The 17,323-nt window shown below is 39.8% G+C and carries 18 protein-coding genes; 17 read left to right on the top strand and 1 reads right to left on the bottom strand.

Annotated features, from left to right (window positions below):
- Positions 1 to 44: 44 nt before the first annotated feature.
- Positions 45 to 890, bottom strand: a complete 846-nt coding sequence (locus tag QM865_RS05685) for a DegV family protein (RefSeq protein ID WP_024057020.1) — start codon at positions 888 to 890, stop codon at positions 45 to 47.
- Positions 891 to 1,014: 124 nt separating this feature from the next.
- Between QM865_RS05685 and QM865_RS05680 the strand changes: the two genes are divergently transcribed.
- The 17 genes from QM865_RS05680 (at position 1,015) to QM865_RS05600 (ending at position 17,114) form a co-directional block, all read left to right on the top strand.
- Positions 1,015 to 1,572, top strand: a complete 558-nt coding sequence (locus tag QM865_RS05680; protein WP_000004135.1) for a TetR/AcrR family transcriptional regulator — start codon at positions 1,015 to 1,017, stop codon at positions 1,570 to 1,572.
- 18 nt (positions 1,573 to 1,590) lie between these two features.
- A complete protein-coding gene (locus QM865_RS05675) occupies positions 1,591 to 2,058 on the top strand; it encodes a deoxycytidylate deaminase (RefSeq protein WP_000136976.1) in 468 nt (155 codons plus the stop codon).
- Between the two features lie 88 nt (positions 2,059 to 2,146).
- Complete coding sequence (gene upp, locus QM865_RS05670; protein WP_000515974.1) at positions 2,147 to 2,776, top strand: uracil phosphoribosyltransferase; 630 nt, start codon at positions 2,147 to 2,149, stop codon at positions 2,774 to 2,776.
- Positions 2,777 to 2,948: 172 nt separating this feature from the next.
- Positions 2,949 to 3,539: an ATP-dependent Clp protease proteolytic subunit ClpP gene (clpP, locus tag QM865_RS05665; RefSeq protein ID WP_000613471.1), complete on the top strand. Its 591-nt coding sequence runs from the start codon at positions 2,949 to 2,951 to the stop codon at positions 3,537 to 3,539.
- 78 nt (positions 3,540 to 3,617) lie between these two features.
- Entirely contained in the window at positions 3,618 to 3,905 is a 288-nt protein-coding gene (locus tag QM865_RS05660; protein WP_084926910.1) for a YlbG family protein, read from the top strand.
- Positions 3,906 to 3,970: 65 nt separating this feature from the next.
- Positions 3,971 to 5,131 carry an ABC transporter substrate-binding protein gene (locus tag QM865_RS05655; RefSeq protein ID WP_000726117.1) on the top strand — a complete coding sequence of 387 codons (1,161 nt, stop codon included), beginning with the start codon at positions 3,971 to 3,973 and terminating at the stop codon, positions 5,129 to 5,131.
- A 116-nt stretch (positions 5,132 to 5,247) separates the two neighbouring features.
- A complete protein-coding gene (locus tag QM865_RS05650; protein ID WP_000941427.1) occupies positions 5,248 to 6,117 on the top strand; it encodes a branched-chain amino acid ABC transporter permease in 870 nt (289 codons plus the stop codon).
- 3 nt (positions 6,118 to 6,120) lie between these two features.
- Positions 6,121 to 7,077 carry a branched-chain amino acid ABC transporter permease gene (locus QM865_RS05645; protein ID WP_000662286.1) on the top strand — a complete coding sequence of 319 codons (957 nt, stop codon included), beginning with the start codon at positions 6,121 to 6,123 and terminating at the stop codon, positions 7,075 to 7,077.
- Positions 7,077 to 7,841: an ABC transporter ATP-binding protein gene (locus QM865_RS05640; RefSeq protein ID WP_001185997.1), complete on the top strand. Its 765-nt coding sequence runs from the start codon at positions 7,077 to 7,079 to the stop codon at positions 7,839 to 7,841. Before QM865_RS05645 ends, QM865_RS05640 begins: the two co-directional genes overlap by 1 nt.
- Positions 7,841 to 8,551, top strand: a complete 711-nt coding sequence (locus QM865_RS05635; RefSeq protein ID WP_000062200.1) for an ABC transporter ATP-binding protein — start codon at positions 7,841 to 7,843, stop codon at positions 8,549 to 8,551. Before QM865_RS05640 ends, QM865_RS05635 begins: the two co-directional genes overlap by 1 nt.
- A 359-nt stretch (positions 8,552 to 8,910) precedes the next feature.
- Entirely contained in the window at positions 8,911 to 9,567 is a 657-nt protein-coding gene (locus QM865_RS05630; protein WP_004256822.1) for a CBS domain-containing protein, read from the top strand.
- A 107-nt stretch (positions 9,568 to 9,674) separates the two neighbouring features.
- A protein-coding gene (prfB, locus tag QM865_RS05625; RefSeq protein WP_101784613.1) for a peptide chain release factor 2 occupies positions 9,675 to 10,770 on the top strand; the annotation gives its coding sequence in 2 pieces (ribosomal slippage) (positions 9,675 to 9,746 and positions 9,748 to 10,770; 1,095 coding nt in all).
- Positions 10,771 to 10,787: 17 nt separating this feature from the next.
- A complete protein-coding gene (gene ftsE / locus QM865_RS05620; RefSeq protein ID WP_000022269.1) occupies positions 10,788 to 11,480 on the top strand; it encodes a cell division ATP-binding protein FtsE in 693 nt (230 codons plus the stop codon).
- Positions 11,473 to 12,399 carry a permease-like cell division protein FtsX gene (ftsX, locus tag QM865_RS05615; protein ID WP_000625545.1) on the top strand — a complete coding sequence of 309 codons (927 nt, stop codon included), beginning with the start codon at positions 11,473 to 11,475 and terminating at the stop codon, positions 12,397 to 12,399. The genes ftsE and ftsX overlap by 8 nt, the downstream gene beginning before the upstream one ends.
- 183 nt (positions 12,400 to 12,582) lie before the next feature.
- On the top strand, positions 12,583 to 14,763 hold the full coding sequence (locus QM865_RS05610; protein ID WP_414306219.1) for a PTS transporter subunit IIBC: 2,181 nt from the start codon (positions 12,583 to 12,585) through the stop codon (positions 14,761 to 14,763).
- A 51-nt stretch (positions 14,764 to 14,814) separates the two neighbouring features.
- A complete protein-coding gene (locus QM865_RS05605; protein ID WP_414306218.1) occupies positions 14,815 to 15,630 on the top strand; it encodes an endonuclease/exonuclease/phosphatase family protein in 816 nt (271 codons plus the stop codon).
- Between the two features lie 140 nt (positions 15,631 to 15,770).
- Positions 15,771 to 17,114, top strand: coding sequence for a DEAD/DEAH box helicase (locus QM865_RS05600; RefSeq protein ID WP_414306217.1), 1,344 nt, complete (start codon positions 15,771 to 15,773; stop codon positions 17,112 to 17,114).
- Positions 17,115 to 17,323 lie beyond the last annotated feature (209 nt).

Genomic DNA, 17,323 nt, shown 5'->3' with positions numbered 1-17,323 from the left:
CACAAAAAAACAAGAGATGAAGTCACCTCTTGTCAAGAATGCAATTAATCAATTTCATACCCCATCAGCAAACCACCATCTTCTGCATAAAAACTGCAGAGACCAGATGTTGGGAGAATTTTAATATCCGCCTGTGGGAAGGTTTCACGTATTCGGTCTGAAAGCTGTTGGCAACATTTCTCGTTATTACGTTGGGCCATGACAATACGGCCACCAGCATATCCAGCTTTAATGATTTCATCATAGGCAGCTTGAACTGATTTCTTTGGTCCTCGTGCTTTTTGTAGCAATTCGAGAGTTCCAGTTTCACTAGCTTCTCCGACCATACGGATATTGAGAAGGCCAACGACCGTACCGATAAGCTTGCTCAAACGGCCGTTCTTCACCAAGTTATCGACTTTAGCTAGGACAAAAAGTAACTTGGTTTTTTCTTGATAGGCGGTGATAGCTTCAACCACTTCTTCAAAAGATAAGCCCTGGTCGATCAAGTCATTCACTTTTTCTACGAGCAAGTCAACTTCCCCACCAGCAGACAAACTATCAATTATATGAATTTTAGTATCAGGATGTTCTTCCAGATAAATATTTTTTGCTAGTTGAGCACTATTGTGGCTTCCAGAAAGAGTACCAGTGATGGTTACTAGGAAAATGTTTTTGGCTCCTTCAAATGCTCGCAAATAATCATCTGGGCTTGGACAAGCTGATTTTGAAGCTTCTGCAGTTGCATACATGGTTTCCATCATTTGGTCAATGTCAAGACTGGCATCATCAACAAAGACCTGATCAGCTACTTGAATGGTTAAGGGCACACTTACAAAGGTCGTGTCAATAGCTGGTCTTGCCAGCTGACGATAATCACAACCAGAGTCAGCAATAATCTTCCAAGTCATAGAAATTCTCCATCTTTGTCAGTTATACATTGACAAAGGTTCTGTCTTTTTTTACAATTATATCATGAAAGCCCTTGAAACAAAAGCCTCATCCGTCTGTTGTGACAAGTAGAAAGAAAATGTTATGTCTGAACGTAGAATCTCTGAAAAGTCTCTTGAAAATCTCAGAAAATCAAACCAAGAATCCAATTTATTAACTAGAGAAGCCATCGAAACAGCCCTCTTGCAGCTCTTGGAAAAAAAGGACCTGACCAAGATTAGTATTTCTGAATTGGTCAAACGTGCAGGCGTTTCTCGTGCAGCCTTTTACCGTAATTATGATTCCAAAGAGGAGATTTTAGAAAGCGTCTTTAAACGAACTGTCCACAATATTATGGAACAGTTGCATCATTATGATTTAAAGACAGACCTTTATCTGGTCTGGGTTCACCTTTTCCGAGAGGCCAGAAAGGAAGCCAGAGTGATTCAATTGGCCTTGGATTACCATCTGGAAAAAATCTTTGTCCAAGCCATGCAGGAATTTTTAGAAAAATACCATGGGAAATCAAAAGGTGTCAGCTCTTATCTTCATTCCTTTTGGAGCTCGGCCATCGTTTCTGTCCTTCTAAAATGGATCAAGGATGGCATGAAGGTACCAGCTGAAAAGATTGCAGATTTAGGTTTACCATTTTTTAAAAAATAGAGAAAAAGGAGAAGAGATATGACTGAAAAAAGACTAGCATGGGATGAGTATTTTGCAGCCCAAGCCTTACTAATTGCCAATCGTTCCACTTGTAAACGTGCCAAAGTGGGCGCAATTTTGGTAAAGGATAATAAAGTTATTTCCACTGGTTATAATGGTTCGGTGTCAGGGACTGAGCATTGTATTGATCACGAATGTCTGGTCATCGAAGGTCACTGTGTTCGCACTCTTCACGCAGAGGTTAATGCCATTCTCCAAGGTGCAGAACGTGGGGTTCCCAAAGGCTTTACAGCCTATGTGACCCATTTTCCATGTCTAAACTGTACAAAACAATTGCTTCAGGTTGGTTGCAAGCGTGTGGTTTATATCAACCAGTACAGAATGGACGACTACGCCCAATACCTTTATCAAGAAAAAGGGACAGAATTGACTCATTTACCACTTGAGACAGTACAGACAGCTCTTAAAGAGGCTGATCTAATGTAAAAAATATCAAAAATAAATGGTTTAGAAAGATTTTTAAACCGTTTTTTGGTATAATAAGAAGAATAAATTGAAAGAAGGAATTCCAAAAATGGGAAAAATTGAAGTTATTAATCATCCACTGATTCAACACAAATTGTCAATCTTACGTCGTACAGATACTTCTACAAAAGCTTTCCGTGAGCTAGTAGATGAGATTGCAATGTTGATGGGATATGAAGTACTTCGTGATCTTCCACTAGAAGATGTGGAAATCGAAACACCAATCACAAAAACAGTTCAAAAACAATTGGCAGGTAAGAAATTGGCTATCGTTCCAATCTTGCGTGCAGGTATCGGGATGGTTGATGGACTTTTGAGCTTGGTTCCAGCTGCTAAAGTTGGCCACATCGGTATGTACCGTGATGAAGAAACGCTTCAACCAGTTGAGTACTTGGTGAAATTGCCTGAAGATATTGACCAACGTCAAATTTTTGTGGTAGACCCAATGTTGGCAACAGGTGGTTCAGCAATCTTGGCTGTTGATTCTCTTAAAAAACGTGGCGCATCAAATATCAAATTTGTCTGCCTTGTATCAGCACCAGAAGGTGTAAAAGCTCTTCAAGAAGCTCATCCAGATGTAGAAATCTTTACAGCAGCCTTGGATGAACGTTTGAACGAACACGGTTATATCGTTCCAGGTCTTGGAGATGCTGGGGACCGCTTGTTCGGTACAAAATAGAATTAAAAAGAGATTGACTTGGAAAAGGATTTCCAGTCACGAAAGGAGGTTGAATTTTTGTTTCTGTCTAATGAAAACAGAGCAAAAATTTGACCTTTTTTGACCAAGATATTATAATAGTCTTATCTTCAGTCATTTGACCAACAAAATTAAAACTCAAAAGGAGAAATAAATGATTCCTGTAGTTATTGAACAAACAAGCCGTGGAGAACGTTCCTACGATATTTACTCACGTCTTCTCAAAGACCGCATCATTATGCTGACAGGTCCCGTTGAAGACAATATGGCTAACTCTGTTATTGCCCAATTGCTTTTCTTAGATGCCCAAGATAGTACAAAAGATATTTACCTTTATGTCAATACACCTGGTGGTTCTGTTTCAGCTGGTTTGGCAATCGTTGATACCATGAACTTTATCAAGGCAGATGTCCAAACTATCGTTATGGGGATGGCTGCATCTATGGGGACTGTCATCGCGTCAAGTGGAGCAAAAGGTAAACGTTTCATGCTTCCAAATGCAGAGTATATGATTCACCAACCGATGGGTGGTACAGGTGGTGGTACCCAACAAACTGATATGGCGATCGCTGCAGAACACTTGCTTAAAACTCGTAACATCTTGGAAAAAATATTGGCTGAAAATTCAGGTCAGTCAATCGAAAAAGTCCATGCAGATGCAGAACGAGATAACTGGATGAGCGCCCAAGAAACACTTGAATATGGCTTTATTGATGAAATCATGGCCAACAATTCATTGAATTAATGATGAAAGAAGGCAAACTCGACTGAGTTTGCTTTTTTTGGTATAATAGTGAGAGATTTCTTAGAAAGAGGATTTATCATGTTTGAAAAAGTCAAACGATCTGGCTTGATTATCTATCTTTACTATAATCGTGATGCCAAAAAATTGCAGGATTATGGAGATATTACCTATCATTCCAAGAAACATCGTTACTTACAACTCTATGTTCCAACTCAAGAAATGGAGCAATTGGTCGGGCGCTTGGGCAAGGAAAAGTTTATAAAAAAAGTCAGGGTTTGTCATATCCAAGAGCTGGAAACACCCTTTGTGGGCAATCTTCATCGAGAGGAAAACGTTATCATCGAAAAAGTTCAAGAAAAGTGTTGACAATTTTCTGATAATTCGGTATATTCTTAACATGCTATTTATTTAAGAATAAGGAGACAAAAAAGATGAAGAAAAAATTTGCCCTATCGTTTGTGGCGCTTGCAAGTGTAGCACTTCTTGCAGCCTGTGGAGAAGTGAAGTCTGGAGCGTCAAACGCTGCTGGTAATTCAGTAGATGAAAAGACAATCAAAATTGGATTTAACTTTGAAGAAACTGGTGCCGTAGCAGCCTACGGTACATCTGAACAAAAAGGTGCCCAACTTGCCGTTGATGAAATCAATGCTGCAGGTGGTATCGATGGAAAACAAATCGAAGTAGTCGATAAAGATAACAAGTCTGAAACAGCTGAGGCGGCTTCAGTAACAACTAACCTTGTAACCCAATCTAAAGTATCAGCAATCGTAGGACCTGCGACATCTGGTGCAACTGCAGCTGCGGTAGCTAACGCTACAAAAGCAGGTGTTCCATTGATTTCGCCAAGTGCGACTCAAGATGGATTGACTAAAGGTCAAGATTACCTCTTTATCGGAACTTTCCAAGATAGCTTCCAAGGAAAAATTATCTCAAACTATGTTTCTGAAAAATTGCAAGCTAAGAAAGTTGTTCTTTACACTGATAATGCTAGCGACTATGCTAAAGGTATTGCCAAAGCCTTCCGTGAAGCTTACAAAGGTGAAATCGTTGCAGATGAAACTTTCGTAGCAGGTGACACAGACTTCCAAGCAGCCCTTACAAAAATGAAAGGGAAAGATTTTGATGCTATCATCGTTCCTGGTTACTACACTGAAGCTGGTAAAATTGTAAACCAAGCGCGTGGTATGGGAATTGACAAACCAATCGTTGGTGGTGATGGATTCAACGGTGAAGAGTTTGTACAACAAGCAACTCCTGAAAAAGCATCAAACATCTACTTTATCTCAGGCTTCTCAACTACTGTAGAAGTTTCAGCTAAAGCAAAAGCCTTCCTTGACGCTTACCGTGCTAAGTACAACGAAGAGCCTTCAACATTTGCAGCCTTGGCTTATGACTCAGTTCACCTTGTAGCAAATGCAGCAAAAGGTGCTAAGAACTCTGGTGAAATCAAGGATAACCTTGCTAAAACAAAAGATTTTGAAGGTGTAACTGGTCAAACAAGCTTTGATGCAGACCATAACACAGTCAAAACTGCTTACATGATGACCATGAACAATGGTAAGGTTGAAGCAGCAGAAGTTGTAAAACCATAATAGAAAAATGTTGAAATAGGGAATGAGCCTCTGACTCACTCCCTGTTTCGGTGTTTAAGAACCTATCAAAAAGTGAGGGGAAACCCTCAAAATTATAAATAGAAAGAGTGAATCTTATGCTCCAACAACTAGTAAATGGTTTGATTCTAGGTAGTGTATACGCGCTGTTAGCCCTAGGATATACCATGGTTTACGGAATTATCAAGCTCATCAACTTCGCCCACGGTGATATTTATATGATGGGAGCCTTTATCGGTTATTTCTTGATCAATTCTTTCCAAATGAATTTCTTTGTAGCGCTTATTGTAGCCATGCTAGCGACAGCCATTCTTGGTGTCGTGATTGAGTTTCTTGCTTACCGACCTTTGCGTCACTCTACTCGTATTGCTGTTTTGATTACAGCTATTGGGGTTTCTTTCCTATTGGAGTATGGTATGGTCTATCTGGTTGGTGCCAATACCCGTGCCTTCCCTCAAGCGATTCAGACAGTTCGCTATGATTTGGGACCAGTTAGCCTAACAAACGTGCAGTTAATGATCTTGGCCATTTCCTTGATTTTGATGATTTTGTTACAGGTCATTGTCCAAAAAACAAAGATGGGGAAAGCCATGCGTGCTGTATCTGTAGATAGCGATGCAGCGCAATTGATGGGGATCAATGTAAACCGTACTATCAGCTTTACCTTCGCTTTGGGTTCAGCTCTTGCGGGTGCGGCTGGTGTTCTGATTGCCCTATATTATAACTCTCTTGAGCCTTTAATGGGGGTTACTCCAGGTCTTAAATCTTTCGTTGCTGCGGTACTTGGTGGTATCGGAATCATTCCTGGTGCGGCGCTTGGTGGCTTTGTGATTGGTCTATTGGAAACCTTTGCGACAGCCTTTGGAATGTCAGACTTCCGTGATGCCATTGTTTATGGAATCTTGTTGTTGATCTTGATTGTCCGCCCAGCTGGTATCCTTGGTAAAAATGTGAAAGAGAAGGTGTAAACGATGAAGGAAAATTTAAAAGTTAATATTCTATGGTTACTCCTTTTGTTAGCTGGCTATGGCTTGATTAGTGTACTGGTTTCAGTCGGAGTACTCAACCTATTCTATGTACAGATTTTACAACAAATCGGAATTAATATTATTCTGGCAGTTGGTCTTAACTTAATCGTTGGTTTTTCAGGACAATTTTCACTTGGTCATGCTGGTTTCATGGCGATTGGTGCCTATGCAGCAGCTATTATTGGTTCTAAATCACCAACCTACGGTGCCTTCTTTGGAGCCATGCTTATAGGTGCTTTGCTTTCAGGAGCAGTTGCCTTGCTTGTCGGAATTCCAACCTTGCGCTTGAAGGGGGACTATCTTGCGGTAGCGACTCTAGGTGTTTCTGAAATTATCCGTATCTTTATCATCAATGGTGGAAGCCTTACAAACGGTGCGGCAGGTATCTTGGGAATTCCTAACTTTACAACTTGGCAAATGGTTTACTTCTTTGTCGTGATTACAACCATTGCAACCTTGAACTTCTTGCGTAGTCCAATTGGTCGTTCAACTCTCTCCGTTCGTGAGGATGAAATTGCGGCTGAGTCAGTTGGGGTTAATACGACTAAAATTAAAATCATCGCTTTTGTCTTTGGTGCCATTACTGCAAGTATTGCAGGGTCACTTCAGGCAGGATTTATCGGTTCAGTTGTACCGAAAGATTACACTTTCATCAACTCAATCAACGTTTTGATCATTGTTGTATTTGGTGGACTTGGTTCCATTACAGGTGCCATTGTTTCAGCTATTGTTCTGGGAATTTTGAATATGCTTCTCCAAGATGTTGCCAGCGTGCGTATGATTATTTACGCTTTGGCCTTGGTCTTGGTAATGATTTTCAGACCAGGTGGACTCCTTGGAACATGGGAATTGAGCCTATCACGTTTCTTTAAAAAATCTAAGAAGGAGGAACAAAACTAATGGCATTACTTGAAGTAAAACAGTTAACCAAACATTTTGGCGGTCTAACAGCTGTTGGAGATGTGACTCTTGAATTAAACGAAGGGGAACTGGTTGGACTAATTGGTCCAAACGGAGCTGGGAAAACCACCCTTTTTAACCTTTTGACCGGTGTTTATGAACCAAGCGAGGGAACAGTTACCCTTGATGGTCACCTTTTAAATGGGAAGTCACCTTATAAGATTGCTTCTTTGGGACTTGGACGTACATTCCAAAATATCCGTCTCTTTAAAGATTTAACAGTTTTGGACAATGTTTTGATTGCTTTTGGCAACCATCACAAACAACATGTTTTTGCTAGTTTCTTACGCTTACCAGCTTTTTACAAGAGTGAAAAAGAATTAAAGGCTAAAGCTTTGGAATTGCTGAAAATTTTTGATTTAGATGGTGATGCAGAAACGCTCGCTAAAAATCTTGCCTACGGACAACAACGTCGTTTGGAAATTGTTCGTGCCCTTGCTACGGAACCTAAAATTCTCTTTTTAGATGAACCAGCAGCAGGTATGAACCCACAGGAAACAGCCGAATTGACTGAGTTAATTCGTCGCATCAAAGATGAATTTAAGATTACGATCATGCTGATTGAACACGATATGAATTTGGTCATGGAAGTAACAGAACGTATCTACGTACTTGAGTATGGCCGTTTGATTGCACAAGGAACTCCTGACGAAATTAAGACCAATAAACGCGTTATCGAAGCGTATCTAGGAGGTGAAGCCTAATGTCTATGTTAAAAGTTGATAATCTTTCTGTGCATTACGGCATGATCCAAGCAGTCCGTGATGTAAGCTTTGAAGTTAATGAAGGAGAAGTTGTTTCCCTTATCGGTGCCAATGGTGCTGGTAAAACAACCATTCTCCGTACCTTGTCTGGTTTGGTTCGACCGAGTTCAGGAAAGATTGAATTTTTAGGTCAAGAAATCCAAAAAATGCCAGCTCAAAAAATCGTGGCAGGTGGTCTTTCACAAGTTCCAGAAGGACGCCACGTCTTCCCTGGCTTGACTGTTATGGAAAATCTTGAAATGGGAGCTTTCTTAAAGAAAAATCGTGAAGAAAATCAAGCTAACTTGAAGAAGGTTTTCTCACGCTTCCCTCGTCTTGAAGAACGGAAGAACCAAGATGCAGCTACTCTTTCAGGGGGAGAACAACAAATGCTTGCCATGGGACGCGCTCTTATGTCAACACCAAAACTTCTTCTTTTAGATGAACCTTCAATGGGACTTGCCCCAATCTTTATCCAAGAGATTTTTGATATCATTCAAGATATCCAGAAGCAAGGGACAACTGTCCTCTTGATTGAACAAAACGCCAATAAAGCACTCGCAATCTCTGACCGAGGCTATGTACTGGAGACAGGAAAAATCGTCCTGTCCGGAACAGGAAAAGAACTCGCTTCATCAGAAGAAGTCAGAAAAGCATATCTAGGTGGCTAAAAAGGTCCGGGGGACCTTTTTAGTCGGCGGATGAAGATTGCGAAGCAATTATCAAATCCACTGGATTGTTTTAGTCGGTGGATGAGGATTACGAAGTAATCATCATTATAGTCCAGGGGATCTTTTTAGTTGACAGATATAGATTGTAAAGCAATCTTTATCTACATTAAAAGGTTAATTTCTAATAATTGAAAAAAATGGAATGAAACGTTTCTTACATTCATTCAGAGGGCTCGATTTCAGAGCTCTTTTTGCTAGCTTATTCATACTTTTCTGAATTTTGAAAAAGAAATGTAAGCGTTTGATAGATTTACAAAAAGATTGTATAATAGGGATAAGAATAGAAAAGGAGAAGTCTCATGGCAGTTAAAGATTTTATGACCCGCAAGGTAGTTTATATTAGTCCAGATACAACAGTATCTCATGCAGCAGATTTGATGAGAGAGCAAGGGTTGCACCGCTTGCCTGTTATCGAAAATGATCAATTGGTTGGTTTGGTAACTGAGGGAACCATTGCCCAAGCTAGTCCATCCAAAGCAACAAGTCTTTCTATCTATGAGATGAATTATCTTCTAAATAAGACAAAAGTAAAAGATGTGATGATTCGTGATGTTGTCACTGTTTCAGGCTATGCGAGTCTAGAGGATGCAACTTATCTGATGTTGAAAAACAAGATTGGTATTCTTCCTGTCGTAGATAACCATCAAGTCTATGGGGTTATTACGGACCGTGACGTTTTCCAAGCCTTTCTTGAAATCGCAGGTTATGGCGAAGAAGGGATTCGTGTACGCTTTGTTACGGAAAATGAAGTTGGTGTACTCGGAAAGATTGTTTCTTTGATTGTAGAAGAAAATTTGAATATCTCTCATACAGTCAATATTCCGCGTAAGGATGGTAAGGTCATTATCGAAGTTCAAATCGATGGATCAATTGATTTACCAGCCTTGAAAGAAAAATTTGAATCAGAGAATATTCAAGTAGAAGAGATTACTCGTACTTCAGCAAAAGTCTTGTAAAAAGGGAAGCCGAAAGGCTTCTTTTTTCATGAAAAGAGGAGTAGAGCAAAAGATGGAAAGAAATGATAAAATATGCTATAATGAAATAATGTAAAAAAGGAGTATTTATGGACATTTCAGTAATTCGTCAGAAAATTGACGCAAATCGTGAAAAATTAGCTTCTTTCAGGGGGTCTCTTTGACCTCGAAGGTTTAGAGGAAGAGATTGCTATCTTGGAAAACAAGATGACAGAACCTGATTTTTGGAACGATAATATCGCGGCCCAAAAAACGTCGCAAGAATTAAATGAATTAAAAAACACTTACAATACTTTCCATAAGATGGAAGAGTTGCAGGATGAAGTTGAAATTTTATTAGACTTTTTAGCTGAAGATGAGTCGGTACATGAAGAATTGGTTGAACAGTTGTCAGAACTTGATAAGATGATGACCAGTTACGAGATGACCTTGCTCTTGTCAGAACCTTATGACCATAATAATGCCATCTTGGAAATCCATCCAGGATCCGGTGGTACTGAGGCTCAGGACTGGGGTGATATGTTGCTTCGTATGTACACTCGCTATGGAAATGCTAAAGGCTTTAAAGTGGAAGTATTGGATTACCAAGCAGGAGATGAAGCTGGTATCAAGTCAGTAACCTTATCATTTGAAGGACCTAATGCCTATGGTCTTCTCAAGTCAGAAATGGGGGTACACCGTTTGGTGCGAATTTCACCATTTGACTCTGCTAAACGTCGCCATACCTCTTTCACATCTGTAGAAGTGATGCCAGAGTTGGATGATACCATTGAAGTGGAAATCCGTGAAGATGATATCAAGATGGACACCTTCCGTTCAGGTGGTGCTGGTGGACAAAACGTCAATAAGGTTTCAACAGGTGTACGTTTAACACACATTCCAACTGGGACTGTTGTCCAGTCAACGGTCGATCGTACCCAGTATGGAAATAGAGATCGTGCCATGAAGATGTTGCAGGCTAAGCTCTATCAAATGGAGCAAGAAAAGAAAGCAGCGGAAGTTGATTCCCTCAAGGGTGAGAAAAAGGAAATCACATGGGGAAGCCAAATCCGTTCATATGTTTTTACGCCATATACTATGGTAAAAGATCACCGAACTAGCTTTGAAGTTGCACAAGTAGATAAGGTTATGGATGGAGACCTAGATGGTTTTATTGATGCCTATCTCAAGTGGAGAATCAGCTAAGATAGAAAGGAACTCACATGTCAATTATTGAAATGAGAGATGTCGTCAAAAAATACGACAACGGAACGACTGCCCTACGTGGTGTTTCGGTAAGCGTTCAACCAGGGGAATTTGTTTACATCGTAGGACCTTCAGGAGCTGGGAAATCAACCTTTATTCGTTCTTTGTATCGCGAAGTAAAAATCGAAAAAGGAAGCTTATCTGTTGCTGGTTTTAATCTGGTTAAAATTAAAAAGAAAGATGTTCCTCTCCTACGTCGTAGTGTTGGGGTTGTCTTCCAAGATTATAAACTGTTACCAAAGAAAACCGTTTATGAAAATATTGCTTATGCAATGGAGGTAATTGGAGAAAGTCGCCGTAATATCAAAAAACGTGTTATGGAAGTCTTAGACTTGGTTGGATTGAAGCATAAGGTTCGTTCTTTCCCAAATGAACTTTCAGGGGGAGAACAGCAACGGATTGCAATTGCACGTGCCATTGTAAACAATCCAAAAGTATTGATTGCGGACGAACCAACAGGAAACTTGGACCCAGATAATTCATGGGAAATTATGAACTTGCTGGAACGCATCAATCTCCAAGGTACAACTGTCTTGATGGCTACCCACAACAGTCAGATTGTAAATACCTTGCGCCACCGTGTCATTGCCATTGAAAATGGCCGTGTCGTTCGTGACGAAGCTAAAGGAGAATATGGATACGATGATTAGTAGATTTTTTCGTCATTTATTTGAATCGTTAAAAAGTTTGAAACGAAATGGCTGGATGACAGTAGCTGCTGTTAGTTCAGTTATGATTACTTTGACCTTGGTTGCAATATTTGCATCTGTTATCTTTAATACGGCTAAACTAGCTACAGATATCGAAAATAATGTCCGAGTAATGGTATACATTCGTAAGGACGTAGCTGATAATAGTGAGACCATTGAAAAAGAAGGTCAAACTGTTACAAATAACGACTACCATAAGGTATATGATGCTTTGAAAGGTATGTCAACCGTTAAAAGTGTTACGTTTTCAAGTAAAGAAGAACAATATGAAAAGTTGACAGAAACAATGGGGGACAACTGGAAAATCTTTGAAGGCGATGCCAATCCTCTCTATGATGCATATATCGTTGATACAAATACACCAAGTGATGTAAAGACAGTAGCAGAAGAGGCTAAAAAAATCGAAGGTGTATCAGAAGTTCAAGATGGTGGTGCTAATACAGAACGCTTGTTTAAGTTAGCCTCATTTATTCGTGTTTGGGGACTAGTTATCGCTGGATTATTGATTTTCATTGCGGTGTTCTTGATTTCTAATACTATACGTATCACCATTATTTCACGAAGCCGTGAAATTCAAATCATGCGTTTAGTAGGTGCTAAGAATGGCTATATCCGCGGACCTTTCTTGCTTGAAGGTGCCTTCATTGGTTTGCTTGGAGCAACACTTCCATCAGTTCTGGTATTTATTGTCTATAAAATGGTTTACCAATCTGTTAATAAGTCATTGGTTGGTCAGAACCTTTCAATGATATCACCAGAAGTATTCAGTCCACTGATGATTGCCTTATTATTTGTGATTGGAATTTTTATCGGTTCAATCGGATCAGGAATTTCAATGCGCCGATTCTTGAAGATTTAGGTAAACTAGTTACTTTTATGAGGAGATTAAATGATCTCCTTTTTTGCTACAAAAATTTTAGAAAAAAGTGTAATTTTTTTTGTAAAAGCCTTTACAAAAAAAATTAAAGTGGTATAATTAAATCATAAAAGGTGCAAACGTTTTCGTAAAACGTTTGCCTAAATAAAAATAAAGGAGATTTGAATGATGAAAGATACATTCAAAAATGTCTTGTCTTTCGAGTTTTGGCAAAAATTCGGTAAGGCTTTGATGGTGGTTATCGCGGTTATGCCGGCTGCTGGTTTGATGATTTCAATCGGTAAGTCTATCGTAATGATTAACCCAACTTTTGCACCACTTGTAGTTACAGGTGGAATTCTTGAGCAAATTGGTTGGGGGGTTATCGGTAACCTTCACATTTTGTTTGCCCTAGCAATTGGAGGAAGCTGGGCTAAAGAACGTGCTGGTGGTGCTTTCGCCGCTGGTCTTGCCTTCATCTTGATTAACCGTATCACTGGTACAATCTTTGGTGTATCAGGAGATATGTTGAAAAATCCAGATGCTATGGTCACAACTCTCTTTGGTGGTTCAATCAAAGTTGCTGATTACTTCATTAGTGTTCTTGAAGCTCCAGCATTGAACATGGGTGTGTTTGTAGGGATTATCTCAGGTTTTGTAGGGGCAACTGCTTACAATAAATACTACAACTTCCGTAAACTTCCTGATGCACTTTCATTCTTCAACGGGAAACGTTTCGTACCATTTGTAGTTATTCTTCGTTCAGCAATCGCTGCAATTCTACTTGCTGCCTTCTGGCCAGTAGTTCAAACAGGTATCAATAGCTTTGGTATCTGGATTGCCAACTCACAAGAAACTGCTCCAATCCTTGCACCATTCTTGTATGGTACTTTGGAACGTTTGCTCTTGCCATTTGGTCTTCACCATATGTTGACTATCCCAATGAACTACACAGCTCTTGGTGGTACTTATGACATTTTAACTGGTGCAGCTAAAGGTACTCAAGTATTTGGTCAAGATCCACTATGGCTTGCATGGGTAACAGACCTTGTTAACCTTAAAGGTACAGATGCAAGTCACTACCAACAATTGTTAGATACTGTTCACCCAGCTCGTTTCAAAGTTGGACAAATGATCGGTTCATTCGGTATCTTGATGGGTATGATCGTTGCTATCTACCGTAATGTCGATGCTGATAAGAAACATCAATATAAAGGTATGATGATTGCGACAGCTCTTGCAACATTCTTGACAGGGGTTACTGAACCAATCGAATACATGTTCATGTTTGTAGCAACACCTATGTATCTTGTTTACTCACTTGTTCAAGGTGCTGCCTTCGCTATGGCTGACGTAGTAAACCTACGTGTCCACTCATTCGGTTCAATTGAATTCTTGACTCGTACACCACTAGCAATTAATGCTGGTATTGGTATGGATATCGTTAACTTTATCTGGGTAACTGTTCTCTTTGCCGTAATCATGTACTTTATCGCAAACTTCATGATTCAAAAATTCAACTACGCAACTCCAGGACGTAACGGAAATTACGAAACTGCTGAAGGTTCAGAAGAAGCTAGTAGCGAAGTGAAAGTTGCAGCAGGCTCTCAAGCTGTAAACATTATTAACCTTCTTGGTGGACGTGCAAACATCGTTGATGTTGATGCATGTATGACTCGTCTTCGTGTAACTGTAAAAGATGCTGACAAAGTCGGTGATGCAGAACAATGGAAAGCAGAAGGAGCTATGGGTCTTGTCATGAAAGGACAAGGAGTTCAAGCTATCTACGGTCCAAAAGCTGACGTATTGAAATCTGATATCCAAGATATCCTTGATTCAGGTGAAATCATTCCTGAAACTCTTCCAAGCCAAATGACTGAAGCACAACAAAACACTGTTCACTTCAAAGGTCTTACTGAGGAAGTTTACTCAGTAGCAGACGGTAAAGTTGTTGCTTTGGAACAAGTAAAAGATCCAGTATTTGCTCAAAAAATGATGGGTGATGGATTTGCAGTAGAACCTGCAAATGGAAACATTGTATCTCCAGTTTCAGGTACCGTATCAAGCATCTTCCCAACAAAACATGCTCTTGGTATTGTGACTGAACCAGGTCTTGAAGTATTGGTTCACATTGGTTTGGACACAGTAAGTCTTGAAGGTAAACCATTTACAGTTCATGTTGCTGAAGGACAAAAAGTTGCAGCAGGAGATCTCCTTGTCACAGCTGACTTGGATGCTATCCGTGCAGCAGGACGTGAAACTTCAACAGTAGTTGTCTTCACAAATGGTGATGCAATTAAATCAGTTAAATTAGAAAAAACAGGTTCTCTTGCAGCTAAAACAGCAGTTGCTAAAGTAGAATTGTAATATACTTGAGGTTGGAAGCTGTATTCCAACCTCTTATTTTGGGAGAAAAGAATGAAATTTTTAACACTCAATACTCACAGTTGGATGGAGAAAGAAGCAGAGGAAAAATTCCAGATTTTGCTTGAGGATATTCTTGAAAAGGACTATGATTTGATTTGTTTCCAAGAAATCAATCAGGAGATCACTTCGCCAGTGGTGGAGGTTAATGACCTTTATCAAGCTTTGCCAGCAGCTGAGTCTATTCATCAAGACCACTATGTTAGACTCTTGGTTGAAAAGTTGTCTGAGAAAGGGAAAAATTACTACTGGACTTGGGCCTATAACCATATCGGTTATGATCGCTACCACGAAGGTGTGGCTATCTTGTCTAAAACACCTATTGAAGCCAGAGAAATTTTAGTTTCAGATGTGGATGATCCAACAGACTATCATACTCGCCGTGTCGCCCTGGCTGAAACTGTAGTCGATGGTAAGGAGCTTGCAGTTGCAAGTGTCCACCTTTCTTGGTGGGATAAAGGTTTCCAAGAAGAATGGGCACGATTTGAGGCTGTCTTGAAAGAATTGAACAAGCCGCTTTTGATAGCTGGAGATTTCAACAATCCGGCTGGACAGGAAGGCTACCAAGCTATTTTAGCTAGTCCATTAGGTTTACAAGACGCTTTTGAAGTTGCTCAAGAGAAAAGCGGTAGCTATACCGTTCCACCAGAAATTGATGGATGGAAGGGGAACACAGAACCCCTTCGAATCGACTATGTTTTTACTACCAAAGAGTTAGCGGTAGAAAATTTACATGTCGTATTTGATGGTAATAAGAGTCCACAAGTGAGTGATCACTATGGCTTGAATGCTCTTTTAAACTGGAAATAATAACTGAAAAGAGGTTGGGATTCTCAAATTCCAGCCTTTTTCTGACTAGAAAAGGTACTGGAAATAGCCTAAATAAGTGAGACTACTGAAATGGAATAAAATGTGGTATAATTGATAGGATAGATAGAATCGAGGATATTATGTCATTTACGAAATTTCAATTTAAAAACTATATTAGAGAAGCCTTGCAGGAGTTGAAATTTACAACTCCAACAGAGGTACAAGATAAGTTGATTCCCATTGTCTTGGCAGGTCGTGACCTGGTCGGTGAATCAAAAACAGGTTCGGGTAAGACACATACTTTCTTGTTACCGATTTTCCAGCAACTAGATGAAGCTAGCGATAGTGTACAGGCCGTGATTACTGCACCGAGTCGTGAGTTGGCTACTCAAATTTACCAAGCAGCCCGTCAGATTGCTGCTCACTCAGATGTCGAAGTTCGTGTGGTTAATTATGTGGGTGGTACGGATAAGGCTCGCCAGATTGAGAAATTGGCAAGCAATCAGCCTCATATTGTTATTGGAACACCAGGCCGTATCTATGACTTGGTTAAATCCGGTGATTTGGCTATTCACAAGGCTAAGACTTTTGTGGTCGATGAGGCAGACATGACCTTGGATATGGGATTCTTGGAAACTGTTGATAAGATTGCTGGCAGCCTTCCCAAAGACTTGCAATTCATGGTCTTCTCAGCGACTATTCCACAAAAGTTGCAACCATTCTTGAAAAAGTACTTATCGAATCCTGTTATGGAGAAAATTAAGACCAAAACTGTCATTTCTGACACTATTGATAATTGGTTGATTTCTACTAAGGGACGTGACAAGAACGCTCAAATTTACCAGTTGACTCAGTTGATGCAGCCTTATTTGGCAATGATTTTTGTTAACACTAAAACGCGTGCTGATGAATTGCATTCATATTTGACTGCTCAAGGCTTGAAGGTAGCGAAGATCCATGGAGATATTGCTCCTCGTGAACGTAAGCGAATCATGAATCAGGTGAAAAATCTGGATTTTGAGTACATTGTCTCAACAGACTTGGCGGCGCGTGGGATTGACATTGAAGGTGTCAGTCATGTCATCAATGATGCCATTCCGCAAGATTTATCCTTCTTTGTGCACCGTGTTGGTCGTACCGGACGAAATGGCCTACCAGGTACAGCTATTACCCTTTATCAACCAAGCGATGACTCGGATATCCGTGAGTTGGAGAAATTAGGAATTAAGTTTACTCCTAAGATGGTTAAAGACGGGGAATTTCAAGATACCTATGACCGTGATCGTCGTGCCAACCGTGAGAAAAAACAAGATAAACTTGATATCGAGATGATTGGTTTGGTTAAAAAGAAAAAGAAAAAAGTCAAACCAGGTTATAAGAAGAAAATTCAATGGGCGGTTGATGAAAAACGCCGCAAAACCAAGCGTGCTGAAAATCGCGCTCGCGGTCGTGCAGAGCGTAAAGCAAAACGCCAAACATTTTAAAATAGGTTGGGAAAAACTCAATTTTATAGTGAAATGAAATAAAATCTGAACAAATAAATCAGGGAATTTGTAATGGATTGAAGTTAGAAGAGTAGGTCATGGTTGCTAAAACATTTGTAGAAATTAATTTGACTTTATTAATCGATTTGTTCGAATCCTACTTCAATCTACCATAGTAAAAAACGGAAAAAATCTTTCCACAATAAAAC

Source organism: Streptococcus mitis, assembly GCF_047462815.1.
Classification (GTDB): Bacteria; Bacillota; Bacilli; order Lactobacillales; family Streptococcaceae; genus Streptococcus; species Streptococcus mitis_DO.
The sequence above is the reverse complement of the archived record's forward strand: the minus strand, read 5'-3'. Positions and strand labels throughout refer to the sequence as shown.